The following is a 23,493-nucleotide window of genomic DNA, read 5'->3' on the forward strand; positions in this document are numbered from 1 at the left end:
CGGTGTCGTGCGACGGCCCGGTCACTGTGCCAGCCTCGGTCCCCGTGACGACCGCGGCCCCCCGCCCCCTGGGCGTGACCAGCGAGGTCGGCCCGCTGCGGACGGTGGTCCTGCACCGGCCGGGCGCCGAGCTGCGCCGGCTGACCCCCCGCAACAACGACCAGCTGCTCTTCGACGGCGTGCCGTGGGTGGCCCGCGCGCAGGAGGAGCACGACGCGTTCGCCGCCGCGCTCACCGGCCGCGGCGTCGAGGTCCTGTACCTCGACCGGCTGCTGGCCGAGGTACTGGCCGCGCCGGAGGCGCGGGAGGAGCTGATCGGCGCCGCCGTCGACGACCCCCGCCTCGGGGCCACCCTCACCCGGGCCGCGGCCGCGCACCTCGCCGGCCTGGCGCCGGAGGACCTCGCCGGTGCGCTGATGGCCGGGCTGGCGCACCACGAGCTGCGCGGCGGGCGGGGGCTGGCCTACGAGGTCATGGACCGGCACGACTTCGTCGTCCCGCCGCTGCCCAACCTGCTGTTCACCCGCGACTCGTCGGTGTGGGTCGGGGACCAGGTGGCCATCACCTCGCTGGCCATGCCCGCCCGGCACCGGGAGAGCACGATCACCCGCGCGATCGCCACGTACCACCCGCGCTTCGCCGGCGCCGAGCAGCTCTACGACTCCTCGCTGGAGCACCTCGAGGGCGGGGACGTCCTCCTGCTGGCCCCGGGGGTGGTGGCCGTGGGGGTCGGGGAGCGGACGACGCCGGGCGGCGCCGAGCGGCTGGCCCGCCGGGTGTTCGCGCGGGGGCTGGCGCACACGGTGCTCGTCGTCCCGATCGCCCAGGAGCGGGCGACCATGCACCTGGACACCATCGCCACGATGGTCGACGTCGACGCCATGGTCATGTACCCGGCGGTGGCCGACACGCTGGTGGCCTGGACGGTCACCGCCGACACGCCCCCGGACGACGACGACACCACCGACCTCGTCGTCCGCGGGCCCGCGCCGTTCGTCGTCGCCGCGGCCGAGGCCATGGGCATCGAGCGGCTGCGGGTGATCGACACCGGCCTGGACCCGGTCACCGCCGAGCGCGAGCAGTGGGACGACGGCAACAACACCCTCGCGCTGGCGCCGCGGCTGGCGGTGGCCTACGAGCGCAACACCGTCACCAACGCCGCGCTGGAGGCGGCCGGCATCGAGGTGGTGCCGATCGCGGGCTCGGAGCTCGGCAGCGGCCGCGGCGGGCCCCGGTGCATGTCCTGCCCGGTGTGGCGCGACCCGCTGTAGACCCTCTCGGCGCGACACTGCCGCTCAGTACGCTGCCGTACCCCTCCCGTGCCGGGAGGTCCCGGTGAGAGGACGCGAAGCGTGACAGGTACGCAGGCCGCCCGGCGCACCGGCCGGATCGCGGGGCTCGGCGGGGGGCTGGTCGGCTTCCTCGTCTTCGTCGAGTTCACCAGCGGCGTGCTGCAGGGCTACTACGTCCCGCTGCTGAGCGACGTCGCCCGCCACCTCGGGATCCACGACGCCGACGTCAACTGGCTCGAGGCCGCCCAGCTCATGCTCTCGGCGATCGCCGTGCCGGTCCTGGCCAAGCTCGGCGACCTCCACGGCCACCGGCGGATGCTGCTGCTCTCGGCGGTGGTGGTCGCGGCGGCCACGGTGCTGCTGGCGACCGCCCAGGACTTCGGCGTCTTCCTCGTGGCCTGGGCGCTGCAGGGCGTCTACGCCGCCTGGCTGCCGCTGCAGGTCGCGCTGATCCACGCGCGGTCGCGCGGCCGGGCGGACGCCGCGGCGAGCACCCGCCGGGCGACCGGCCTGATCGTCGCGGCGCTGCAGGCCGGCGCCATCGTGGGCGCCCTGGGCGGCGGGCAGGTCGGCGCCGCGCTCGCGGGGCGGTTCTGGCTGGTGCTGCTGCTCCCGGGGGTCCTCGTCGTCGGCGTCTGCGTCGTCGTGCTGACCCGCGTGCCGGAGAGCACCGACCGCCGCAGCGGGGACGTCGACGTGACCGGCGTGGCGCTGCTCAGCGTCGTGCTGCTGGTGATCACCGGCGGCCTGACGTTCGTGCGCGTCAACGGCGCCGGCGAGCCGTGGCCCTGGCTGGTGACCGCGCTCGGCGTGGCGCTGGTCGCGCCGTTCGTCCGCTACGAGCTGCGCCGGGAGGACCCGCTGGTCGACTTCCGGGTGCTGCGCTCCCCCAGCATGTGGCCGGTGCAGCTGACCGCCGGGCTGTTCGGCGTGAGCGTGCTCGGCGCCCAGGGCCCGCTGTCGACCTTCGCGCGCACCGACCCGGAGGTCTACGGCTACGGCCTGGGACTGTCCACGAGCGAGGTGTCGGTCGTCATCGGCGGCTACGTCGTGTCGATGCTCCTGGGCGCGAGCCAGTTCTCCCGCGTCTCCCAGGCCACCACCCCGCGCGTCACCCTCATCGGCGCCGCGACGCTCACCGGCCTCGGGTACCTGCTGCTCGTGCCGCTGCACTCCACCCTCCCGCAGGTCCTCGGGGCGATGGTGGTCGCCGGGCTGGGCTCCGGCGCGCTCGTGGCGGCGCTGCCGGCCGCCGCGGCCGCGGCGGCCCCGCCCGGCCGCACCGGCGTGGCCACCGGGTTGACCAACACCACCAAGGTGCTCGGCGGGAGCTTCGCCTCCGCCGTCTTCGCCGTCGCCCTCGCGGCCGGGTCCGTGGGGACGGCGGGGTCGCTGGCGGGCTACGTCACCGTCTGGGTGGTGTGCGGGGGGACGGCGTGGCTGGCCGCGCTGTCGCTGGTGTTCGTGCCGCGGCTGGCGTTCTCCGACCGGCCGGAAGCCGTGGGCGTGCGGGAGGTCGCGTGAGGACCGCACCGCTCCTCCTCGGCCCGGTGGCCGGGGTGGCCGCGGGAGCCGCGGCGGTGGCGCGGCGGGTCGCCCGCTTCCGGCCGCTCGAGGCACCCGTCCCGCCCGCGGACGCCTCGGGCCTGGACGCCGACGCCGCCGCGGCCCGGCTGGGCGAGCTCATCCGCATCCCGACGGTCTCCTCGCGCGATCCGGACCAGGTCGACGCCGCGGCGTTCGCGCGCTTCCGCGACCGCCTGGCGGAGCTGTACCCGCACACGCACCGGGTGCTCGAGCGGGAGGTCCTCGACGGCGGGGCGCTGCTCTGGCGCTGGCGCAGCGGCACCGACCGCCCGCCGCTGGTGCTCATGGCCCACCACGACGTCGTCCCGGTCACCGGCCAGGCCTGGACCCGCGACCCGTTCTCCGGGGCGGTCGAGGACGGCTGGGTGCACGGCCGCGGTGCCGTCGACGACAAGGGCTCCCTGGTGGCGGTCCTCGAGGCGGTCGAGTCGCTGGCCGCCGCGGGGCACACCCCGGCGCGCGACGTCTACGTCTCCTCCAGCAACGACGAGGAGGTCCTCGGCGTCGGCGCCCAGCAGGCCGTGCAGGTGTTCCGCGACCGGGGCATCGAGCCGTGGGCGGTGGTCGACGAGGGCGGCGCCGTGGTGACCGGCGTCTTCCCGGGCGTGCCGGGGCAGATCGCCGTCGTCGGGCTCGCCGAGAAGGGCCTGCTCGACGTCGACCTGGTGACCTCCGACCCCGGCGGGCATGCGTCCTCGCCCACGCCGGACGGCGCCCCGGCCCGGCTGGCGCGGGCGATCCTGCGGCTGGACGCCGCCCCTTCCCGGCCCGGCTCGACGACGTCGTGCTGGGGATGGTCGACGCCGCCGGCCGGCACGCCTCCGGCGCGTACCGGGCGCTGTTCGCCCACGCCCGCGCGCTGCGACCGCTGCTCGCCACGGCGCTGGCGCGGGCCAGCCGGGAGGCGAACGCGCTGGTGCGGACGACTGTGGCGGTCACCGAGCTCGAGGGCAGCAGCGCGCGCAACGTGCTGGCCACGCGGGCCCGCGCGCACCTGAACATCCGCATCGCGCTCGGCGAGACCGTGCAGTCGACGGTCGACCGGCTGCGCCGGGTGGTCGGCGACCCCTCGGTCGAGGTGCGGGTGCTCTCGGGCAACGACCCGTCACCGGTCTCGCGGACCGACAACGAGGCTTACGCGGCGCTCGGGGCGGCGGTGCGGGCGGTGTACCCGGAGGCGGCCGTCGCGCCGTACCTGATGGTGCAGGCCAGCGACGCCCGGCACTTCGCGCAGATCAGCGACAGCGTCTACCGGTTCATGCCCTTCGACCTGTCCCGCGGCGAGCTCGACGCGCTGCACGCGGCCGACGAGCGGATCAGCGTCGCCGCACTGCACCGCGGCGCGGTGTTCTTCCGCCACCTCGTCCGGCACCTCTGAGCGCCGCCGGCCGGACCAGGTCACTCCGCGGACGCTCGTGCTCTGCCCCCGATCGTGAGCAGAGCACGAGGAGACGACGGGGCGGGTGCCCTGCGCACGCTCGTGCTCTGCCCCGCGACGCGGGGCAGAGCACGAGCGGCGGCGTGAGGACACCCGCATCGGTGAGGTCAGCGCAGGGTGACCTGGCGGGAGAGCAGGCCGGCGCGGGCGCGGCGCTCGTCGGCGGTCAGCGGCTCGCTCGAGGCCAGGGCCTGCTCGAGGCGGCTGGCGAACTCCGCCGCCGGGCCGGCCCACTCCTGCGCGGGGTGTCGGCGGGCAGGTCCCACACCGGCACGACCAGCCCGTGGGCGCGGAAGGCGCCGGCGTAGCGGGTGCCCTCGCCGAGCAGCAGCTGCTCGGACGCCGAGAGCCGGGCCAGCGCGTCGAGCAGCGGCTCCTCGGCCTCGGGCCGCACCCAGCGCAGGTGGGCGCGCTCGTTGCCCGGCCGCACCCAGTACGCCGCCTCGAGCCCCTCCAGGCGCTCGGTCGGGAGCACGGCCTCGTTGGCCCGCTCCAGCCCGGCGCGGGCGGCGGCGTTGGCGTCGGTGCCCTCCAGCCAGAAGCCGAAGTCGGGGTGCACGGTCACCTCGAGGGGCGCGGTGGGGTCGAGCAGCTCCTGCAGCCGCGGCCCCGCCGACCCGGCGGCCCCGATGGGGCCCGGGTCCACCGGCGCGCCGGCCGGCGACTCCAGCGCCGCGGCCAGCGCGGTGCCGAGGTCGCGGCTGACGTCGTCGGAGGAGGCCGGCAGCTGGACGCCGAGCAGGATCTCGCCGTTGCTCCGGACCAGCGCCGGCGCGCCGCCGGGGAGCACGCTGGCGAGGGTGACGGCGCGACCGTCGGTGGTCGTCAGCGGCGCGGTGGCGGCCGGCACCAGCTCGCGCAGCGCCACCCAGTCCGGCTCGCCGGGCAGGCCCTCGAACGGGCGGGTCACCGGCGGCGCGTAGCCCGAGCCGTGGCAGTGCTTGTACCGGCGGCCCGACCCGCAGGGACACGGGGCCTTGGGGTTGACCTCGCCGGCGGCGGGTGCGGGTGCGGGTGCGGGACGGCGGCGGGTCGCGGAACGGGCCATGCGGCCCAGGGTATGTGGGCCCCCGGCCGCTCCCGCGCCGCATAGGGTCGGCAGCCGTGACCTCCGTGGCGGCACCGCTGGACCTCACCGACCCCGCCGTCGTCGCCGATCCCTACCCCGCGTTCGCCGCCGCCCGCGCCGTCGCGCCGGTGCAGTGGCACGAGGGGCTGGCCCTGTGGCTGGCGTTCACCCACGCGGAGAGCAACGCCGTCCTGCGCGACCGGCGGCTAGGCCGCATCTGGCGCGACCGGGAGCCGGCCGCGCGGTTCGGCGCGTTCAACCTGATCCACCGCAACGCCCTCCTGGAGATGGAGCCGCCCGACCACACCCGCCTCCGCCGCCTGGTCAGCGCCGCGTTCGCCCGCGGCCACGTCGAGCGGCTGCGCCCGTGGGTGCAGGACCTGGCCGGCGAGCTGGTCGACGGCCTGGTGGAGCGCTCGGGCGGCACCGAGCCCGTCGACGTCCTGTCCGGCATGGCCGAGGAGCTGCCGGTCGCCGTCATCGCCGAGCTGCTCGGCGTCCCCGCGGCCGACCGCCCGCTGCTGCGCCCGTGGTCCAACGCCATCGTGAAGATGTACGAGTACGGCCGGACGACGGCGGTCGAGGACGCCGCCGAGCGGGCCGCCGCGGAGTTCGTCGCCTACCTGCGCGAGCTCGCCGCGCAGCGCCGCCGGGCGCCGGGTGAGGACCTGCTCTCGCACCTGGTCACCGTCCGCGACGCCGAGGGCGACCGGCTGACCGAGGACGAGCTGGTCACCACCTGCATCCTGCTGCTCAACGCCGGCCACGAGGCCACGGTCAACGTCAGCGGCAACGGGCTGCTCGCGCTGCTGGAGCACCCCGGCGAGCTGGCGCGGCTGCGGGCCGACCCGGCGCTGCTGCCGACGGCGGTCGAGGAGCTCATGCGCTTCGACTCGCCGCTGCAGCTGTTCGAGCGCACCGCCACGGCCGACGTGGAGGTCGGCGGCACCACCGTGCGCGAGGGGCAGAAGGTGGCCGCTCTGCTCGGCGCCGCCAACCGCGACCCCGCCGTCTTCGCCGACCCCGACACCCTAGACGTCGGCCGCGGCGACAACCCGCACGTCTCCTTCGGCGCGGGCGTGCACTTCTGCATCGGGGCACCGCTGGCCCGCGTGGAGCTGCAGGCCTCCTTCGGCGCGCTGCTGGAGCGGACCTCGCGGCTGGAGCTGGCCCGCCCGGCGCGGCGCCGTCCCGAGTTCGTCATCCGCGGCCTGGCCGAGCTGCCCGTCGTCCTGACCCGCTAGTGGACGCCGCGGAGGTCCTCGGCCGGCTGCGCGCGCTGGCCGACCCGGCGCGGCTGGCGGGGATGGCCCGCCACGGCGTCGGCGGCGCGGAGACCCTCGGTGTCACGGTGGCCGAGCTGCGCGTGCTGGCCGAGCAGCTCGGCCGCTCGCACGAGCTGGCCGCGGGGCTGTGGGCCTCCGGCGTCCACGAGGCGCGCATCCTCGCGAGCTTGGTCGAGGACCCGGCCGCGGTGACCGGGCGGCAGCTCGACGAGTGGGCGGCCGCGTTCGACTCGTGGGACCTGTGCGACCAGGTCTGCCAGAACCTGGTCCGGCACACCCCGTTCGCCTGGGAGCGCGCACTGGCGTGGAGCGCGCGCCCCGAGCCGTTCGTGAAGCGGGCCGGCTTCGCCGTCATGGCCGGCCTCGCGGTCGCCGACGAGCGGTCGGGCGACGAGCGGTTCGAGCCGTTCCTGCGCGCGGTCGCCGAGCGGGCCGACGACGACCGGCCGCTCGTCCGCAAGGGCGCGAGCTGGGCGCTGCGCCAGATCGGCAAGCGCAGCCCCGGCCTGCGCGCCCGTGCCGTCGAGACGGCGCAGCAGCTGCGGTCGGGGGGCCGCGGCGCGCGCTGGGTGGGCACGGACGCCCTGCGGGAGCTGGAGCGACGCAGTCCCCGGTAGATGGTGAGCCCGGTCACTGGCACGATGCGGCCATGCGCGGGCTCATGCAGGACTTCCCCCTCACCATCGACGCGATCTTCCGGCACGTCGAGCAGCACTACGGCGACGGGACCATCGCGACCAACAGCCCCACCGGCGTCACGAAGGTGACCTACGCCGAGTGGGCCGAGCGCACCCGCAAGCTGGGCGGCGTCCTCGACACGCTGGGGATCAGCGCCGACGGCCGGGTGGGCACCTTCGGGTGGAACAGCCAGCGCCACCTCGAGCTGTACTTCGCCGCACCGTCGACCGGGCGCGTCCTGCACACCCTCAACATCCGGCTCTTCCCGGAGCAGCTGACCTACATCGCCAACCACGCCGAGGACGAGGTCGTCTTCGTCGACCGCTCGGTGCTGCCGCTGTTCTGGCCGCTCGTGGACACGATGAAGACCGTGCAGCACGTCGTGATCATGGACGACGGCAGCGACAACGAGATCCCCGACGACCCGCGCGTCTCCGACTACGAGGCGCTGCTGGCCGAGGCCTCGCCGGTCGAGTTCCACGTCACGGACGAGAACTCCGCCGCCTCGATGTGCTACACGTCCGGCACCACCGGCAACCCCAAGGGCGTCGTCTACTCCCACCGCTCGACGTTCCTGCACACCATGGGCGTGCTGATGCCCAACGCGTTCGGCCTGAGCATCCGCGACGTCGCCATGCCGGTCGTGCCGATGTTCCACGCCAACGCCTGGGGCATCGCGCAGGCCGCCCCGGCCGCCGGCGCCTCGTTGGTCATGCCCGGCCCGATGATGCAGCCCGAGGCGCTGGCCAAGCTGATCGTCGACGAGGGCGTCACGTTCACCGCCGGCGTCCCGACCATCTGGCAGGGCGTCCTGCCCCACCTGGCCGGCAAGGAGCACCGGTTGCGCGACATCGGCTGCGGCGGCTCGGCGGTGCCCAAGGCGCTGTCGGAGGCCTACCGCGAGCAGGTCGGCCTGCCGATCCTGCAGGCCTGGGGCATGACCGAGACCCACCCGGTCGCCTCCTCGGGCATCCTGCCGCCCCGCTTCGACGACCTCGACGACGAGGGCAAGGCCGCCCAGCGCTCCCGTGCCGGCATCCCGTTCCTCGGCGTCGAGGCGCGCATCGTCGACGCCGAGACCCTCGAGCCGCAGCCCTGGGACGACAAGGCCACCGGTGAGCTGCAGGTCCGCGGCCCGTGGTGCGCGCAGGACTACTACAACCCCGACGCCGGCGTGGTGCTGACCACCGAGGACGGCTGGATGCGCACCGGCGACGTCGCGGCGATGGACTCCTTCGGCTCCATCCGCATCGCCGACCGCACCAAGGACCTCATCAAGTCCGGCGGCGAGTGGATCAGCTCGGTCGACCTCGAGAACGCGATCATGAGCCACCCGAAGGTCAAGGAGGCCGCGGTCGTCGGCATCCCGCACCCGAAGTGGGACGAGCGGCCGCTGGCCTGCGTCGTCCTCCGGGAGGGCGAGACCGCCACCGAGGAGGAGATCCTCGAGCACCTCAAGCCGCTGGTGGCCAAGTGGTGGATGCCCGACGCCGTCGAGTTCATCGACGAGGTCCCCAAGACCAGCGTGGGCAAGTTCTCGAAGAAGGACCTGCGGTCGCGCTTCGCGGAGTACGCGCCCAAGTCCTGACCGGCCCCCTGCAGGGGCCCGCCGCGAGCCTGCGAGCGGGTGGGGGGCAGGGGGTTCTCACAGGACGAAGGGCGGCTGGCCGGTCTCGCTCACCAGGGGCCGGCCGGCCGCCCGCCACCCGCCCATGCCGTCGCCGACGTTCACCGCGTCGTAGCCGTTGCGGTTGAGCCAGGCGGCCACCCGCGCCGAGCGCCCGCCGCTGCGGCAGACGACGTAGACCGGGTCACCGTCGGGCACCTCGTCGAGCCGTGCCGGGACGTCGCCCATCGGGATGTGCGTGGCGCCCTGGGCGTGGCCGGTCACCCACTCGTCGTCCTCGCGGACGTCGAGGAGGACGGCGTCCTCGGGGACCTCGCCTGCGGACACGGTCGGGACCTGCTGCGGCATCACGCACCCCATCCTCCCAGGTGGGCCCCGGCCGCACCGGCGACGCGGGTCACCGCCGGGCTGGGAGGATGGGCCGTGATGTCCGCTCCCCCCGCGCTCCCGGTCCGCGAGCCGGCCTGGTCGCTGTCGCGCTCGGCGATCTGGCTGTGGGTCACGCAGGGGGTGCTCGGCACGCTGGTCTACGGCGTCCTGGTGGCGGTGTTCGTGCTGGCGGTGCCGTCGTCGGTGGGCGGGCCGGTCCCGGTGCTGCGGTGGCTGCTGCCGGCACTGGTCGCCGTGTACGCGGTCGTGGCGGTCGGCATCCGGCCGTGGATCCGCTACCGCGTGCACCGCTGGGAGGTCACCGCGGAGACGGTGCACGCCCTCACCGGCTGGCTCAGCCGCACCTGGACGCTGGTGCCGGTCGCGCGGATCCAGACCGTCGACGTCACCCGCGGCGTGCTGCAGCAGCTCTACGGCCTGGCCAGCGTCGCGGTGCTCACCGCGTCGTCGCAGGGCACCGTCCGGGTGCCGCACCTGGAGGTCGGCGTCGCCGAGCGGGTGGCCGAGGACCTCGCCCGCCGCGCCGAGCAGGTCCGGGACGAGGCCACGTGACGGGTGGCGAGGCCACGTGACGGGTGGCGAGGCGACGGACCTGGGACAGGCCGCGCCGGAGGTCAGCGCGCCCCGGCGCACCTCCCCGCTGATCGTCCTGGTGCACACGGTCACCTTCCGGCAGGCCCGGCAGGTCGTGCCCGCCGCGATCCCCGTGGTCGCCGCGGTGGGCGCCGACGGCGCGGGCGTCGTCGTGGCGCTGGTGGTGGCGGTGACGGCGCTCTCGCTGCTGTTCGCGGCGCTGACGTGGTGGCGGTCCACCTACCTCGACACCGCCTCCTCGGTGGTCCTCACCCGCGGCCTGCTGGCCCGCTCGGTGCGCACCGTGCCCAACGACCGCATCCGCGGCGTGGAGGTCGAGGCCCCCGCGCTGCACCGGCTGTTCGGGCTGGTCCGCGTCCGCATCGACGCCGCGGCCGGGACGATGACCGGCGGGGACGAGGAGGTCGTCGTCGACGGCGTCCCCCGGGCCGAGGGCGACCGGCTGCGCACCTCGGTGCTCACCCACCGCCGCGCCGCCGTCGCACCTGCCGGGACGGACCCGTCCGCCCCGCTGCCGGAGGGGCCGGCCGAGGAGGAGCTGGCCCGCTTCGACCGGCGCTGGCTGCTGTACGCGCCGCTGGTCGCCAGCTACCTCGCGGTGCCGCTGGCCGCGGTCGGCGCGCTGTCGCGGCTGCTGCAGGAGCTGCCCCGGGCCCTGCGCCCCGACCTCGACGGGCCCGACCTCACCGACGTCCGCGTCCTCGTCGTCACCGCGGTCGTGGCGCTGCTCCTGCTGACCCTCGGCGCGGTGGCCGGGGCGGCGGTCGTCAACTGGGGCTTCCGGCTGGTGCGCCGCGGCGGCTCGCTGGTCGCCGTCCGCGGGCTGCTGACCCGGCGGCACACCGAGCTGGAGGTCGACCGGGTCCGCGGCGGCACCCTCGCCGAGGGCCTGGGCATGCGGTTGGTCCGCGCCGCCCGGGTCAACGCGCTGGTCACCGGCCTGGGGGCGGCCAACCGGCGCGGCCAGCTGTTCCCGCTGGGCCCCCGGACCGAGGCGGTGCGGCTGCTCGGCGTGCTCGTCGACGACCCCGGTCCCCTCGCGCCGCACCCGCCGGCCGCGCGACGTCGGGCGCTGGTGCGCGCCGTCGGCAGCGGGCTGCTCGTCACCGCGGCCGGCACGGTGCTGTTCCTCCCCACCGGGTTCTGGGGCGTGCTCGCCGCCGGGGTGGTGCTCACGGTGCTCGGCGTCCCGCTCGGTCGCGGCCGCTACGCGTCGCTCGGGCACGCGACCGGGCCGCGGTCCTTCAGCGTGCGCAGCGGGCTGCTGGTGCGCGAGCAGGCGGTGCTGCAGCGGCGCGCCGTCGTTGGCTGGCAGGTGCGGCAGACCCTCTTCCAGCGGCGGGCCGGACTGGCCACCGTCGTCGCCTGCGTCGGCGCCGGCAGCGGCGGCTACGCGGCCGTCGACATGGCTGCCGCCGACGTCGCGGCGTTCACCGAGGCCGCCTCCGGCCGGTGGGCCACGGCCCCGCCGGCCGACCTCCCCGGCTGAGGCCGGGCCCTCCCCGGGTCCGCACGGCCACCGGCTCGTCGCTGGCCCGTGGGGGCCAGTTCACCGGCACCGGGGCGTGTCGATCACGGGCCCGGGTAGCCCGGCGATCGATGACGGCCGCTCCGCGGGGACCCCGCTCAGCCCAGCCCGCCGGTCGGCTTGCCGAGGCCGACCCGGCCGGCCAGCGCCGCCGCCTCCACCCGGGTGGCCACCCCGAGGCTGCGCAGCAGCGAGGCCACGAGCCGCTTGGCCGTCCGCTCGGACACGTGCAGCGTGGTGGCGATGTCGACGGTGCTGGTGCCGTCGGCCACCAGGCGCCAGAGCCGGCGCTCGTCGCTGGTCAGCCGGTCGGCGACGGTCTGCTCGCCGGTCGGCGCGGCGTCGTCGAGGAGCTGGCGCAGCAGCGCCTCGGGGACCACCGACCAGCCGTCGAGGACCGCCAGCAGCGGGCGGACCAGGTGCTCCGGGTCGGCGCTCTTGGGCAGGAACCCGGCCGCCCCGGCCCGCAGCGCCTCCAGCGCCGCGTCGGCCTCGGCCAGCCCGGACAGTGCGACCACGCGGACCACCGGGTCGGCCCGGCGGATCGCCGCGATGGCGCGGACGCCGCCCGGTGGCGGCATGTGCAGGTCCACGACGGCGACGTCGGCGTGGTGCCGGCGCACCAGCGCGGCCGCCGCGGACGCGTCGTCGGTGGTGGCGACCACGCGCACCCGGCCGTCGCTCACCCCGGGGAGCAGCAGTGACAGCCCCCGGCTGAACAGCGGGTGGTCGTCGACGACGACCACGTCCACGTGCGTCTGACGCTCAGCCCCGGCGTCGGTCGACCCCACGACCCTCCTCCCTGGCCCGTTGCGCCCGGCGGAACAGGCCCGACGCACCCCGGAGGTGCCCGTGACCCTGGCCCCCGACACACCCCGTACCGCCCGGTCCGGTTCCGGACGGCTGCTCCCCGACCTCGCCCGCGTGGTGCGCGACCACGTGGTCCGCGCGGTCCGCCGGCCCGCCCCCGAGCCCGACGTCCCGCCCACGCCCGACAGCGCGCTGCTGCGGGCGATGTGCCACGACATGAAGAGCCCGCTGGCCTCCCTGGAGGCGCTGCTGCGCTCGCTGGAGGACGCGCCCACCCGGCGCGACGAGGTGCTGAACCTCGCCCGTGCCCAGACCGCGCACCTGTCCTCGATGCTGCGCACCGCCGACGCCTCCGCCGGGGCCACGCGACGGGCACCCGGCGGCCGGCTGCTCGACGACGTCGTCCGCGCGTCGGTGGCCGCCTCCGGGCTGCCGCCGCGCCAGCTGACCGTCGGGGTGCAGGACTGCGCCGCCGACGTGACCGTCGGCGACGCCCGCGTGCAGCGGATCCTCACCAACCTGCTGGAGAACGCCCACCGGCACGGCGACGGCGTCCCGGTGCTGCTCGCCGTGACCTGCCGGGAGGGCTGGGTCCGGCTCGCGCTGACGCAGGACGTGGCCCACCCCGAACGGGTCGTGCAGTACCTGCGCCACGACGCGCCGCCGGTCGACCTCACCGGCCTGGGGCTGTGGTCGGTGCAGCGGCACGCCCGCGACCTGGGCGGCGCGGTCGTCTGGGCCACCTCCGCGGCCGGCCTCACCCTCTGCGTCCAGCTCCCCGACCGCTGAGGGGAGCCGCCCCGCGGGGCGGGCGGAGGACCGGGAGCGGCTCGGCACGGGACGGCGCGTGGCTGCGGTGGAGACCGGTGGGCCGACGGAGGACGCCGCCGGGAGACCTGGCACCGGGGGGCCACGGGACGGCACGGGCGGGCCACCGGGCGCGGGCAGGTCCCCTGTGTCACCGCAGCGGCGGCGACGCGACGACGCATGAGGGAGAGCCCGTGTTCACGCACACCCACGCCCTGCAGTACGAGGCCAAGCCCGACGGTCCCGACCCGGACTTCGCCCGCAAGATGCAGGAGATCCTCGGCGGTCAGTGGGGCGAGATGACCGTCGCCACCCAGTACCTGCTGCAGGGCTGGAACTGCCGGCTGCCCGGCAAGTACAAGGACATGCTCCTCTCGATCGGCACCGAGGAGCTGGCCCACGTCGAGATGATCATCACGATGATCGACCGGCTGCTCGACCACGCGCCGCTCAAGCCCGACTCGGCCGACCGCACCAAGGAGGCCGCCGCCGGCTACGGGCAGCACAACCCGCAGCACCTGATCGTCAACGGCCAGGCCGCCTCCTACATGGACAGCATGGGCAACCCCTGGACCGGCGCGTACGTGACCGCCAGCGGCAACCTGATGGCCGACTTCTACTACAACGCCACCGCCGAGATGCAGGGCCGCCTGCAGGTCGCCCGCATCTACAACATGACCGACGACCCGGGCGTCAAGGACATGCTGCGGTTCCTCATCACCCGCGACCACATGCACCAGCAGCAGTGGCTGGCCGCCGTCGAGCAGCTCAAGGAGGACGGCCTCGAGGGGCTGCCCGTGCCCGAGGCCTTCCCGCTGGACGAGGAGGTCGGCGACCTGGGCTACACCTTCATCCAGGCCTCCGACGGCCCCGAGGCCGCCAACGGCCGCTGGGCATCGGGTCCCTCCATCGACGGCCGCAGCGAGTTCCGCGCCGCGGCGATCGAGGCCACCGCCGACGCCCCGACGCTGCCCCCGGGCGACCCGCGGCTCTACAGCACCCCGCAGACCGAGGCCCACACGATGCTGCAGAAGGCCAAGGACCTGCTCAAGTGAGTCGCTGACCCCCTGCACTCCCGCGCCGTCGCCGTGCCGGTGGCCGGGCTCCCGCAGCCCGGCCGCCGGCCCGGCGGGCGCACCCCCGCAGAACCGGCAGTCCCCGGAGGTCCCCGTGCACCTGCCCACCCCCGCCGTCGCCGTGACGGTGGTCTACGCCGCGGCGCTGGCCGTCGCCGTCGCCAGCGCCGCCACCGGCTCGGCCCGTGAGGCGCTGGCCGGCCTGGTCGTCCTCGCCGCCCTCGTCACCCGCTGGGCGGTCCGCCGCTCCCGCCGCACCGCCCCCTCCACCGCGGCCGCCGTCGTGACCGTCGACGCCGCCCTGCCCGACGCCGTCCTCCCCGAGGCCGCACCCGCCGTGCGCGCCGCGTGAACGCACGAGGCGCGCGCCCCCGGGGGGACGCGCGCCTCTGGTGACGTGCTGGGAGCCGGCCCCGTGCGGGGTCGTCCTAGTGCTGGACGGCCTTCTCCGCGCCGATCCCGGTGAGCGACCGCACCTCGAGCTCGGCGTTCTTGTCGAGGTCCGGCTTCTCCTTGGACAGGACGGTGCCCAGCCAGCCGAGGAAGAACGACAGCGGGATGGACACGATGCCCGGGTTGTTCAGCGGGAACCAGTGGAAGTCCACGTCCTGGAACAGCGACGGGGACAGCCCGGTGGCCGGGTTGACCGGCGCCCCGGACACGACCGGTGAGAAGAGGATCAGCACGATGCAGGCGATCAGCCCGCCGTACATCGACCACAGCGCGCCCTGGGTGGTGAACCGCTTCCAGAACAGGGTGTAGAGGATGGTCGGCAGGTTGGCCGACGCCGCGACGGCGAAGGCGAGCGCCACCAGGAAGGCGATGTTCAGCCCGGCCTGCAGCGCCAGGATGCCGAGGCCGATCGAGACGGCGCCGATGACGATCGCGGTGATGCGGGCGACCTTCACCTCGCCGTTCGGCGAGACCCGGCCCTTCTTGATGACCGACGCGTAGACGTCGTGCGCGAAGGACGCCGAGGCGGTGATCGTCAGGCCGGCGACCACCGCGAGGATCGTCGCGAACGCGACGCCGGCGATGATGCCGAGCAGGATCGTCCCGCCCAGCTCGAAGGCCAGCAGCGGGGCGGCGGAGTTGACCGCACCGGGTGCGCCGAGGATCCGCTCGGGACCGACCAGTGCGCCGGCGCCGTAGCCGATGACCAGGCTGAACAGGTAGAAGATGCCGATCAGCCAGATCGCCCAGACCACCGAGCGACGGGCGTCCTTCGCCGTCGGCACGGTGTAGAAGCGCATGAGCACGTGCGGCAGGCCCGCCGTGCCGAGCACCAGGGCCAGGCCGAGGGACACGAAGTCGAGCTTCGAGGTGCTCGAGGCGCCGTACTGCGCCCCGGGTGCCGTGACGTCCCGGCCCTCGACCGCCACCGCCTGCGCGTCACCGAGCAGCGAGGACAGGTTGAACCCGAACTTGGTCAGCACCCACAGGGTCATGACCAGTGCGCCGGCGATGAGCAGCGTGGCCTTGATGATCTGGACGTAGGTGGTGCCGCGCATGCCGCCGACCAGCACGTAGATGATCATCAGCGCGCCGACCAGGACGACGACGAGCGCCTGCGCCGCCTCACCGGTGATGCCGAGCAGCAGCGTGACCAGCCCGCCGGCGCCGGCCATCTGCGCCAGCAGGTAGAACAGCGAGACCGCGAGCGTGGAGATGGCCGCCGCGGTGCGCACCGGTCCCTGCCGCATCCGGAAAGCCAGGACGTCGGCCATCGTGTACCGGGCGGTGTTGCGCATGAGCTCGGCGACCAGGAGCAGCGCCACGAGCCAGGCCACGAGGAAGCCGATGGAGTACAGGAAGCCGTCGTAGCCGTAGACGGCGATGGCCCCCGCGATGCCGAGGAACGAGGCCGCCGACAGGTAGTCACCCGCGATGGCCAGGCCGTTCTGGGTGCCGCTGATGTTGCGGCCGGCGGCGTAGTAGTCGGCGGCGCTCTTGTTGTTCCGGCTGGCCCGGAAGGTGATCACCAGGGTGACCAGCACGAACACCCCGAAGATCGAGATGTTGACGGCAGGGCTGCCGATGGTGCCGCCGTCCGCGGCCACGACGGTGACGTCAGCCACGGGTGGATCCCTTCGACAGGTCGGTCGCCTGGCCACCGCCGGCGTACTGGTGGGACTCGAGCCGCTCGCGCATCTCGTCGGCGATCGGGTCGGTCTTGCGGTTCGCGTGCGCCACGTAGAGGTGCGTGATCACGAACGTCGACAGGAACTGCGCCAGGCCGAGCAGGATCCCGAGGTTCACGTTGCCGAAGACCCGGGTGGACATGAAGTCCGGCGCGTACGTCGAGAGCAGGACGTAGAGCAGGTACCAGGCCAGGAAGGCCACGGTCATCGGGAAGGCGAAGCGCCGGAAGCGCCTGCGCAGCTCGGTGAACTCCGGCGAGTCCTGTGCCTGCCGGTACTCCTCCGGCGTCAGCAACCGCCGTTCGGCGGGTTCGGTCACGGTGTCTCCCTCGTCGACGGACCTGTGAGCGCGCTCACCATAGGTCGGGGGCGGTTGGGTCGGGAACCACCGAAACTTTCGGTGCCGAGCCGTGACCTGAGCTTCCGGCAGCCGTAACGCCGCGGTAGTGCGCGGGCGGTGCAATGGGGCATGACCGCGACGGCACGGACGTCGACCGCACGGTCGACGGGGTGGTTCCCGGTGGCCCGCGCCGCCGAGGTGGGGACGACGCCGGTGCCCGTGGGCGCCGGGGGACGCGCGTACGTCGTCGTCCGGTTGCGTCCCGGCGCCGAGGTCAGCGCCTTCCCCGCCCGGTGCCCGCACCGGCTGGTCCCGCTGGCGGCGGCGAGCGTGGTGGAGGGCCGGCTGCAGTGCCCGTACCACGGGTGGCGGTTCGACGCCGAGGGCCGCTGCGTCGACGTCCCCTCGCTGGGTCCCGACGGGACGGCGCCGCCGCGGGCGGACCTGCCGGTCCCGTGGGCCGTCGAGGAGCGGCACGGCTGGGTCTGGCTGGCCCCCGAGCGCACCGACGTCGCCACGCCGCCGGCTCCCGCGGCCGAGCCGGTGCCCGAGCCCGCACCGGCACCGGGGCCTCCCCCGGGTCCGGTGTTCGGCAACCTCGACCCGTCGCTGGAGCACGCCTGGCACCCCGTCGCGCTCTCCCGCGAGCTGCGGCCCGGTGGCTGGCTGCAGGTGCGGCTGCTCGGCCGGACGTGGTCGCTGTCCCGCGGCTCCGACGGCCTGGTCGCCGACCCGCCGGCCTGGGGCGTGCGCGAGCGGTTCGGCGTCGTCTGGCTGGCGCCGGCGGAGCCGCGCGACGTCCCGCTGGAGCTCCCCGAGGACGGCGACCGGCGCTTCGTCCGCGGCTGGCTGCCGCCGGCCCGCTCGGCCGGACCGGCCGGGCCACTGGCCGACACCCTCCTCGACGTCGCGCACCTCCCCTTCGTGCACGGCTCCACGTCCGACGCGGCCCACGAGCTGGAGGTGCCCGCCCGCGACGTGACGCCGGAGCCGGGCGGCTTCACGAGCAGTGGCTCGACGACCCACCGCCGCGTCACCGTCGTCCACCGGGCGCCGTTCCAGCTGCGGGTGCGGCTGGACCACCGCGACACGGGCGCGGCGACGACGATCCTGTCCCTGCTGCAGCCCGAGGACGCCGACTCCACGCGGGTCTACACCTGCGTGCTGCTGTCGGCGGGCCCCGGCCGGCCGCTGCCCGGCCCCGACGAGGTGGCCGCCGCGGTCGCCGCCGCGGAGCGGGTGCTCGCCGAGGACCTCGACCTGCAGGCGCGGATGGCCAGCACCGGGCTGCCGCTGGGGATGCGCGACGAGCTGCACGTGCGCTCCGACCGCCTCGGCGTCGCGCTGCGCCGGGCGCTGGCCGACTTCGCGGGCGCCGGCGCGCACGATCAGGTGACCTGATCCTGCGGTGTCCTGGCTCGGGGTCGGCGGTGAGCCAGGACGCGCGGAGCTGAGCCAGGACGGCGGGGGCGTCAGTCGGCGGTCAGCTCCGCGCCGCACGAGGGGCAGCGCGTGGGCGGGTCCTCGTCGGCGAGCCGGCCGCACACCGGGCAGACCCGCGCCAGCCAGCACGCCGGGTCCCCGCCCTCGTCCGGTCCACCGACCGGCTCCTGCGGCGCCCGGTCCTCCTGCGTCATCGCGCCTCCTCGTCGTCGAGGGAGGGCACCGTACGGCGGGACACGGCTCCGCGCGGTGACGCGGGTCGCGGCGCCCGCCCGCGCCGGGCTGGGAACATGGACGTCGTGCCGTCCCGCCGTCGCACCGCCCTGACCGCCGCCGCCCTCGCCCTGCCCGTCGGCTTCCTCGCCCGCGCCGCCTGGGGGCTGCCCACGGCGATCGGCGCCGGCCGGCGCGAGATCCGCCCGACGGCGGCCGGTTCCCCGCAGTGGTCCGACGGGCGGTTCCGCAACACGCTGCCCACCCCGAGCCTGCCGCCGCCCAACGCCCGCCGCGGCCTGCTGCGGCAGTGGCACGACGACCGGCACGTCGGCCTCCCGGCCCGCCCGGTGCCGCTGGTCACCCCGGAGGTCCCGGCCGAGGCCGGCGAGCTCGCCGTCACCTGGTTCGGGCACTCCAGCGCGCTGCTGGAGGTCGACGGCGCGCGCGTGCTGGTGGACCCGGTGTGGGGGTACCGCGTCTCGCCGTCGCCGGTGTTCGGCCCGACCCGGCTGCACGAGCCGCCGGCGCCGGTGGAGACCCTGCCGCGGGTCGACGCGATCCTCGTGTCGCACGACCACTACGACCACCTCGACCTGCCCACCGTGCGGGCGCTGGTCGAGCAGCAGGACGCGCCGTTCGTCGTCCCGCTGGGCGTGGGCGTGCACCTGCGGCACTGGGGCGTGCCGGAGGACCGGGTCGTCGAGCTGGACTGGGACGGCGCGACGACGGTCGGCGACCTCACGCTCACCTGCACCGAGGCGCGGCACTTCTCCGGGCGCTACCTGACCCGCGACACCACGCTGTGGTCGTCGTGGGTGGTGGCCGGCCCCCGGCACCGCGTCTTCTTCGGCGGCGACACCGGCTACACCCCGGCCTTCGCCGGCATCGGCGCGCGGCTGGGCCCCTTCGACCTCACGCTCATGCCGATCGGCGCCTACAACGAGGCGTGGAAGCACATCCACATGGACCCCGAGGAGGCGGTGCGCGCGCACGGCGACCTCGGCGGCCGGGCGCTGCTGCCGGTGCACTGGGCCACCTTCAACCTGGCGTTCCACCGCTGGGCCGAGCCGGTGCAGCGGCTGCTCGCCGCCGCCGGGCGCTCGGGGGTGGAGGTCCTCGTGCCGCGGCCGGGCCAGCGCGTCGACGTCCTGGCGCCTCCGCCGCTGGAGGACTGGTGGAGCGCCGTCGGCTCGGCCGGACCCGGGGCCGACGACGACGCCGGGCTGGGCAGCGCGGTCACCGCCCGGGCGGCGACCTGGTTCCCGTCCCGGCGCGCGGCCGACTGAGCGCCGCTGCTCAGCGCAGGAGCTTGCTCATCCGCCGGTCGGCCAGGGGCTTGCCGCCGGTCTGGCAGGTCGGGCAGTACTGCAGCGACGTGTCGGCGAAGCTGACCTCGCGCACCGTGTCGCCGCAGACCGGGCAGGGCAGGCCGGTGCGGGCGTGCACCTGCAGGCCCGACCGCTTCTCGCCCTTGAGCGTCGCCGCTCGCTGCCCGACCTGGCGGTCGAGGGCGTCGGTGAGCGTGGCCCGCATCGCGTCGTAGAGGCGGACGACCTCGTCGTCGGTGAGCTTGTCGGCCATCTTGAACGGCGAGAGCCGGGCGGTGTGCAGGATCTCGTCGGAGTAGGCGTTGCCGATGCCGGAGAGCACCGTCTGGTCGGTCAGCGCGCCCTTGACCTGCCCGTGCCGGCCGGCGAGCAGCGCGGCGAACTGCTCGCGGTCGACGGCGAGCGCGTCGGGGCCGAGCCGACCGATGCCGGGCACCTCCGACGGCGAGTGCACGAGGTACACGGCGAGGCTCTTGCGGGTGCCCTGCTCGGTGAGGTCGAAGCCGTTGCCGTCGTCGAGGTGGACCCGCAGCGCGAGCGGCCCCTTCCCGGGCTTGGGCGGGGCGGCCGGCAGGCCGGTGCGCCAGTGCAGCCACCCGGCGCGGGCGAGGTGGACGACGAGGTGCAGGCCGGAGACGTCGAGGTCGAGGAACTTGCCGTGCCGCGCGGCACCGGTGACCTCGAGGCCGGCCAGCGCCGACAGCGGCGGGTCGAAGGTCTTGAGCGCCTGCAGCGCGGTCAGGTCGGCGCGCGCGACCACCCGGCCGACGGCGTTCTCCCGGAGGAACGCCGCCAGCGCCTCCACCTCGGGCAACTCGGGCACCCGGCCATGATCCCCGCCGCACCCGCCCGCCGTCGTCCCCGATCGTGTGCACTTCCGCGGAGGGTGCCCGGGCTCTAGCCGCTCAGGCTCGTCCGGTCGGTCACCGCGGCGGTGGCGCCGGGCTCGGCCCGGGCCTGCTCGGCGACCGCGGCGGCCACGGCCTGCGTGACGGCGGGGTCGAAGACGCTCGGGATGATGTAGTTGGCGTTGAGCTGGTCGTCGCGGACGATCGCGGCCAGCGCCTCGGCCGCCGCCAGCAGCATCCCGTCGCTGATCTCGCGGGCGCGGGCGTCGAGCAGCCCCCGGAAGACGCCGGGGAAGGCCAGCACGTTGTTGATCTGGTTCGGCAGGTCCGACCGGCCCGAGGCGACGACGGCGGCGTGCTGGCGGGCGCGCACCGGGTCGACCTCCGGCGTGGGGTTGGCCATCGGGAAGACCACCGCGCGGTCGGCCATGCCCGCCAGCGCCTCGACGGGCAGCACGTTGCCGGCGCTCACCCCGATGAAGACGTCGGCGCCGGCGAGTGCGTCAGGCAGCTCGCCGCGCACGTTCGCGGGGTTCGTGCGGCGCGCCAGGTCCGCCTTGGCCGGGGACAGCCGCTCGTCGTCGGGCGAGAGGATGCCCTCGCGGTCCCACACGAGCACCTGCCCGGCCCCGGCCTCCAGCAGCAGGTGCACGATCGCCGTCCCCGCCGCGCCGGCCCCCGCGACGACGATCCGCACGTCGGGCAGCTGCTTGTCCACCACGCGCAGGGCGTTGCGCAGCGCCGCCAGCGCCACGATCGCGGTCCCGTGCTGGTCGTCGTGGAAGACGGGGACGTCGAGCCGCTCGCGCAGCCGGGCCTCGATCTCGAAGCAGCGGGGCGCGGCGATGTCCTCGAGGTTGATGCCGCCGAAGCCGGGCGCGATGAGCTCGACGGTGCGCACGATCTCGTCGACGTCCTGGGTGTCCAGGCAGATCGGCCAGGCGTCGATGTCGGCGAACCGCTTGAACAGCGCGGCCTTGCCCTCCATCACCGGCAGCGCCGCGCCGGGCCCGAGGTCGCCGAGGCCGAGGACGGCCGACCCGTCGGTGACGACGGCGACCGTGTTGCCCTTGATGGTCAGGCGGCGCACGTCCTCGGGGTGCTCGGCCAGCGCCAGGCAGACGCGGGCCACGCCCGGCGTGTAGGCCATCGAGAGGTCGTCGCGGGTCTTGAGCGGCACCTTGGAGGCGACCTCGAGCTTGCCGCCCAGGTGCAGCAGGAAGGTGCGGTCGCTGACCTTGCGCACGGTCACGCCGGGGACGGCGCGCAGCGCCTCGACGACCTCGTCGGAGTGCGGGGCGTCGGCGGCCGAGCACGTGACGTCGACCGTCAGCCCGTCGGGCCGGGAGTCCACGACGTCGATCGCGGTCACCGCGCCCCCGGCCGTGCCCACCGCGGTGGCGATGCGGCCGATGCTCGCCGGGTCGCCGTCGGCGGAGAGCCGGACGGTGATCGAGTAGGACGCCGAGGTGACCGGCCCACGCGGGACGGCGGCCGGCTCGCCCAGGGCGGTGGGGTTGCTGTCCGTGGGTGCGGCTGTGTCACTGGTCACACGACGATCGTGTCACCGCCGAGCCCGGCCCGCGCTCAGGTGCCGGCGATCGGCTCCAGCACGACCTCCAGCCCGCCGTCGGCCGCCGCCGCCACCAGCGCGGCGCCGTCGAGGGGCGGTGGCCCCAGCAGCGTGGCCAGGGTCGACTGCGGCCCGTCGGGGACGGCGACGACGACCAGCCGCGCCTCGCCGTCGCCCCCGGCCACCGACCACGGCACGCCCCGCGGGCAGACCACCGACGAGCCCGGTGACCGCGGCTGCGCGGCGCCCGCGCCGAGGGCGACCAGCGGGCAGCCGGCCACCACCACGAGCACCACGTCGGCGCCGCGGGCGACGAAGCGCCGCGCCGGGGTGCCCGGCGGGACCGTCACCGCCTCGGCGGCGGGCGGCCGGGCGGGGGGACGGGCTCTCGCGGCTCCATGCCCCGCACGGTGCGCCCGCGCGCTGGTGGGCCGCTGGTCGCACCCGGGCCAGCGGCCCACCAGCGGCCGACCAGGACCGCCTCCGACGGTGGGCGCCGTCGAAGAACCGATCCGTGCAGGAGCCGCCCGCCATGACCACCACCCCGTCCCTGTCCGCCCCGCCGGCCGCACCCGCGGTCCGCCCGTCGCCGTGGCGGGAGGTCGGCGTCTTCCTCGGCACGACCGCCGCCCTGCTCACCGTCACCACCTCCGTCGCCGCCGCGGCCGACGCCGACGTCGCCCACGTCGACCAGGCGCCGCCGCTGGTCCAGGCGCTGCTGTTCGGCCAGGCGCTGATCCCCCTGGTGGCCGCGGTCGTGGCCCGGCTGGCGACCGCGGGGACCCTGCGCCGGCCGGGCTGGGGCTTCCGCCGCGCCTCGTGGCGCAGCCTCGGGACCGCCTGGCTCTGGGGCTGCTGCCGACCCTGGCCGCCGGGGGCCTGCTCTGGGCCACCGGGCTGGCCGGCTTCGCCTCCGAGGGGCTCACGCCGACGGTCCTGCTCGGGCTGACCGTCCTGGTCCTGCCCTACGTCGCCCTCGCGCTCGCCGAGGACGTCGGCTGGCGCGGCCTGCTGGTGCAGCGGCTGGCCGAGGTCGCCGGCCCGCGCACCGTCGTCGGGGTCAGCGGGCTGGCCTGGTCGCTGTTCCACTGGCCGCTGGTGCTCTTCCTCGGCGGCTCCCCCGCCGGCGTCCCGGTGCCGTTCGCGCTGCTGTTCCTGACCGTGGGCACGACCTCGCTGGGCGCCCTGCTCGCCTCGATGCAGCTGCGCTGGGGCATCTGGCCGGGCGTGCTGGCGCACGCGGTGCTCAACGCACTGCTCTACCACGTGCTCGCGCCGCTGACCGCCGACAGCGGGCCCACCGAGTGGTTCTCCACGGAGACCGGTGTCATGGGCGCGGTCACGCTGCTGCTCAGCGCGCTCGCCTGGTGGCGGATCGCACCCCTGCGCCGGTCGCCCGATGGCGGCACGGTGGCCGCCTGA

24 protein-coding genes and 1 pseudogene are annotated in these 23,493 nt (G+C 75.7%); 16 read left to right on the forward strand and 9 right to left on the reverse strand.

The window, feature by feature from the left end; genetic code table 11:
- Positions 1–44 precede the first annotated feature (44 nt).
- The 4 genes from JD79_RS05360 to JD79_RS22965 all read left to right on the forward strand — a co-directional run bounded on the left by JD79_RS05360 (position 45) and on the right by JD79_RS22965 (position 4,257).
- Complete coding sequence (locus JD79_RS05360; RefSeq protein ID WP_245899747.1) at positions 45–1,271, forward strand: arginine deiminase; 1,227 nt, start codon at positions 45–47, stop codon at positions 1,269–1,271.
- Positions 1,272–1,352: 81 nt separating this feature from the next.
- A complete protein-coding gene (locus JD79_RS05365) occupies positions 1,353–2,816 on the forward strand; it encodes an MFS transporter (protein WP_110004685.1) in 1,464 nt (487 codons plus the stop codon).
- Complete coding sequence (locus tag JD79_RS22960) at positions 2,813–3,877, forward strand: M20/M25/M40 family metallo-hydrolase (RefSeq protein ID WP_211307876.1); 1,065 nt, start codon at positions 2,813–2,815, stop codon at positions 3,875–3,877. Before JD79_RS05365 ends, JD79_RS22960 begins: the two co-directional genes overlap by 4 nt.
- Positions 3,796–4,257 (forward strand): M20/M25/M40 family metallo-hydrolase, encoded by a 462-nt coding sequence (locus tag JD79_RS22965; RefSeq protein ID WP_342767650.1) that lies wholly within the window; start codon positions 3,796–3,798, stop codon positions 4,255–4,257. The genes JD79_RS22960 and JD79_RS22965 overlap by 82 nt, the downstream gene beginning before the upstream one ends.
- A 167-nt stretch (positions 4,258–4,424) precedes the next feature.
- Here JD79_RS22965 and JD79_RS05375 read toward each other — a convergent pair.
- A pseudogene (locus JD79_RS05375) lies at positions 4,425–5,365 on the reverse strand (DUF5926 family protein).
- A gap of 56 nt (positions 5,366–5,421) precedes the next feature.
- Between JD79_RS05375 and JD79_RS05380 the strand changes: the two are divergent.
- Genes JD79_RS05380 through JD79_RS05390 form a run of 3 tightly spaced genes read left to right on the forward strand, consistent with a single transcriptional unit; the run spans position 5,422 to position 8,938 of the window.
- Complete coding sequence (locus JD79_RS05380) at positions 5,422–6,630, forward strand: cytochrome P450 (RefSeq protein WP_110004686.1); 1,209 nt, start codon at positions 5,422–5,424, stop codon at positions 6,628–6,630.
- Positions 6,630–7,289 carry a DNA alkylation repair protein gene (locus JD79_RS05385; RefSeq protein ID WP_110004687.1) on the forward strand — a complete coding sequence of 220 codons (660 nt, stop codon included), beginning with the start codon at positions 6,630–6,632 and terminating at the stop codon, positions 7,287–7,289. Before JD79_RS05380 ends, JD79_RS05385 begins: the two co-directional genes overlap by 1 nt.
- A 32-nt stretch (positions 7,290–7,321) precedes the next feature.
- Positions 7,322–8,938 carry a long-chain fatty acid--CoA ligase gene (locus tag JD79_RS05390; RefSeq protein WP_110004688.1) on the forward strand — a complete coding sequence of 539 codons (1,617 nt, stop codon included), beginning with the start codon at positions 7,322–7,324 and terminating at the stop codon, positions 8,936–8,938.
- 57 nt (positions 8,939–8,995) lie between these two features.
- On the opposite strand, the gene JD79_RS05395 is transcribed toward JD79_RS05390, so the two are convergent.
- Complete coding sequence (locus tag JD79_RS05395; RefSeq protein ID WP_245900316.1) at positions 8,996–9,325, reverse strand: rhodanese-like domain-containing protein; 330 nt, start codon at positions 9,323–9,325, stop codon at positions 8,996–8,998.
- A gap of 78 nt (positions 9,326–9,403) precedes the next feature.
- Here JD79_RS05395 and JD79_RS05400 point away from each other — a divergent pair, with 78 nt between their 5' ends.
- Positions 9,404–9,919: a PH domain-containing protein gene (locus tag JD79_RS05400; RefSeq protein ID WP_110007453.1), complete on the forward strand. Its 516-nt coding sequence runs from the start codon at positions 9,404–9,406 to the stop codon at positions 9,917–9,919.
- Between the two features lie 16 nt (positions 9,920–9,935).
- Positions 9,936–11,450: a PH domain-containing protein gene (locus tag JD79_RS05405; RefSeq protein WP_245899752.1), complete on the forward strand. Its 1,515-nt coding sequence runs from the start codon at positions 9,936–9,938 to the stop codon at positions 11,448–11,450.
- A gap of 137 nt (positions 11,451–11,587) precedes the next feature.
- Here JD79_RS05405 and JD79_RS05410 read toward each other — a convergent pair whose 3' ends face one another.
- Positions 11,588–12,280 carry a response regulator gene (locus JD79_RS05410; protein ID WP_245899754.1) on the reverse strand — a complete coding sequence of 231 codons (693 nt, stop codon included), beginning with the start codon at positions 12,278–12,280 and terminating at the stop codon, positions 11,588–11,590.
- A gap of 61 nt (positions 12,281–12,341) precedes the next feature.
- Between JD79_RS05410 and JD79_RS05415 the strand changes: the two genes are divergently transcribed.
- From JD79_RS05415 to JD79_RS05425, 3 genes are all read left to right on the forward strand, one after another.
- Entirely contained in the window at positions 12,342–13,088 is a 747-nt protein-coding gene (locus JD79_RS05415) for a sensor histidine kinase (protein WP_110004690.1), read from the forward strand.
- Between the two features lie 212 nt (positions 13,089–13,300).
- A complete protein-coding gene (locus tag JD79_RS05420) occupies positions 13,301–14,161 on the forward strand; it encodes a manganese catalase (protein WP_110004691.1) in 861 nt (286 codons plus the stop codon).
- Positions 14,162–14,276: 115 nt separating this feature from the next.
- Positions 14,277–14,534, forward strand: coding sequence for a hypothetical protein (locus tag JD79_RS05425; protein WP_110004692.1), 258 nt, complete (start codon positions 14,277–14,279; stop codon positions 14,532–14,534).
- A 76-nt stretch (positions 14,535–14,610) separates the two neighbouring features.
- Here JD79_RS05425 and JD79_RS05430 read toward each other — a convergent pair whose 3' ends face one another.
- Entirely contained in the window at positions 14,611–16,260 is a 1,650-nt protein-coding gene (locus JD79_RS05430; protein ID WP_110004693.1) for a solute symporter family protein, read from the reverse strand.
- The gene (locus JD79_RS05435) at positions 16,253–16,642 is read right to left on the reverse strand and encodes a DUF485 domain-containing protein (RefSeq protein ID WP_110004694.1); all 390 of its coding nucleotides are present in this window, start codon (positions 16,640–16,642) and stop codon (positions 16,253–16,255) included. Before JD79_RS05435 ends, JD79_RS05430 begins: the two co-directional genes overlap by 8 nt.
- Positions 16,643–16,792: 150 nt before the next feature.
- Here JD79_RS05435 and JD79_RS05440 point away from each other — a divergent pair, with 150 nt between their 5' ends.
- Complete coding sequence (locus JD79_RS05440) at positions 16,793–18,064, forward strand: Rieske 2Fe-2S domain-containing protein (protein ID WP_110004695.1); 1,272 nt, start codon at positions 16,793–16,795, stop codon at positions 18,062–18,064.
- Positions 18,065–18,135: 71 nt separating this feature from the next.
- On the opposite strand, the gene JD79_RS22455 is transcribed toward JD79_RS05440, so the two are convergent.
- Entirely contained in the window at positions 18,136–18,300 is a 165-nt protein-coding gene (locus JD79_RS22455) for a hypothetical protein (RefSeq protein WP_170149127.1), read from the reverse strand.
- Between the two features lie 96 nt (positions 18,301–18,396).
- Between JD79_RS22455 and JD79_RS05445 the strand changes: the two genes are divergently transcribed.
- Positions 18,397–19,608 carry an MBL fold metallo-hydrolase gene (locus tag JD79_RS05445; RefSeq protein ID WP_110004696.1) on the forward strand — a complete coding sequence of 404 codons (1,212 nt, stop codon included), beginning with the start codon at positions 18,397–18,399 and terminating at the stop codon, positions 19,606–19,608.
- Positions 19,609–19,618: 10 nt separating this feature from the next.
- Here the strand turns inward: JD79_RS05445 and JD79_RS05450 are convergent, their stop codons facing one another.
- The 3 genes from JD79_RS05450 to JD79_RS05460 form a co-directional block, all read right to left on the reverse strand.
- Positions 19,619–20,473 (reverse strand): Fpg/Nei family DNA glycosylase, encoded by an 855-nt coding sequence (locus JD79_RS05450; protein ID WP_110004697.1) that lies wholly within the window; start codon positions 20,471–20,473, stop codon positions 19,619–19,621.
- Positions 20,474–20,547: 74 nt separating this feature from the next.
- Positions 20,548–22,050: an NAD-dependent malic enzyme gene (locus tag JD79_RS05455; RefSeq protein WP_110004698.1), complete on the reverse strand. Its 1,503-nt coding sequence runs from the start codon at positions 22,048–22,050 to the stop codon at positions 20,548–20,550.
- Positions 22,051–22,085: 35 nt separating this feature from the next.
- Entirely contained in the window at positions 22,086–22,421 is a 336-nt protein-coding gene (locus JD79_RS05460) for a cupin domain-containing protein (RefSeq protein ID WP_110004699.1), read from the reverse strand.
- A gap of 182 nt (positions 22,422–22,603) precedes the next feature.
- Between JD79_RS05460 and JD79_RS23495 the strand changes: the two genes are divergently transcribed.
- Positions 22,604–23,020: a hypothetical protein gene (locus JD79_RS23495; protein ID WP_245899756.1), complete on the forward strand. Its 417-nt coding sequence runs from the start codon at positions 22,604–22,606 to the stop codon at positions 23,018–23,020.
- An 11-nt stretch (positions 23,021–23,031) separates the two neighbouring features.
- Entirely contained in the window at positions 23,032–23,493 is a 462-nt protein-coding gene (locus JD79_RS05465) for a CPBP family intramembrane glutamic endopeptidase (RefSeq protein WP_245900317.1), read from the forward strand.

This window comes from Geodermatophilus normandii, assembly GCF_003182485.1.
GTDB lineage: Bacteria > Actinomycetota > Actinomycetes > Mycobacteriales > Geodermatophilaceae > Geodermatophilus > Geodermatophilus normandii.

Excerpts from the sequence above, each read along its gene's own strand:
- JD79_RS05395 (WP_245900316.1), bottom strand. The coding sequence starts at position 9,325 with ATGCCGCAGCAGGTCCCGACCGTGTCCGCAGGCGAGGTCCCCGAGGAC.
- JD79_RS22455 (WP_170149127.1), bottom strand. The coding sequence starts at position 18,300 with ATGACGCAGGAGGACCGGGCGCCGCAGGAGCCGGTCGGTGGACCGGAC.
- JD79_RS23495 (WP_245899756.1), top strand. The coding sequence starts at position 22,604 with ATGACCACCACCCCGTCCCTGTCCGCCCCGCCGGCCGCACCCGCGGTC.
- JD79_RS05400 (WP_110007453.1), top strand. The coding sequence starts at position 9,404 with ATGTCCGCTCCCCCCGCGCTCCCGGTCCGCGAGCCGGCCTGGTCGCTG.
- JD79_RS05390 (WP_110004688.1), top strand. The coding sequence starts at position 7,322 with ATGCGCGGGCTCATGCAGGACTTCCCCCTCACCATCGACGCGATCTTC.
- JD79_RS05445 (WP_110004696.1), top strand. The coding sequence starts at position 18,397 with ATGGACGTCGTGCCGTCCCGCCGTCGCACCGCCCTGACCGCCGCCGCC.
- JD79_RS05440 (WP_110004695.1), top strand. The coding sequence starts at position 16,793 with ATGACCGCGACGGCACGGACGTCGACCGCACGGTCGACGGGGTGGTTC.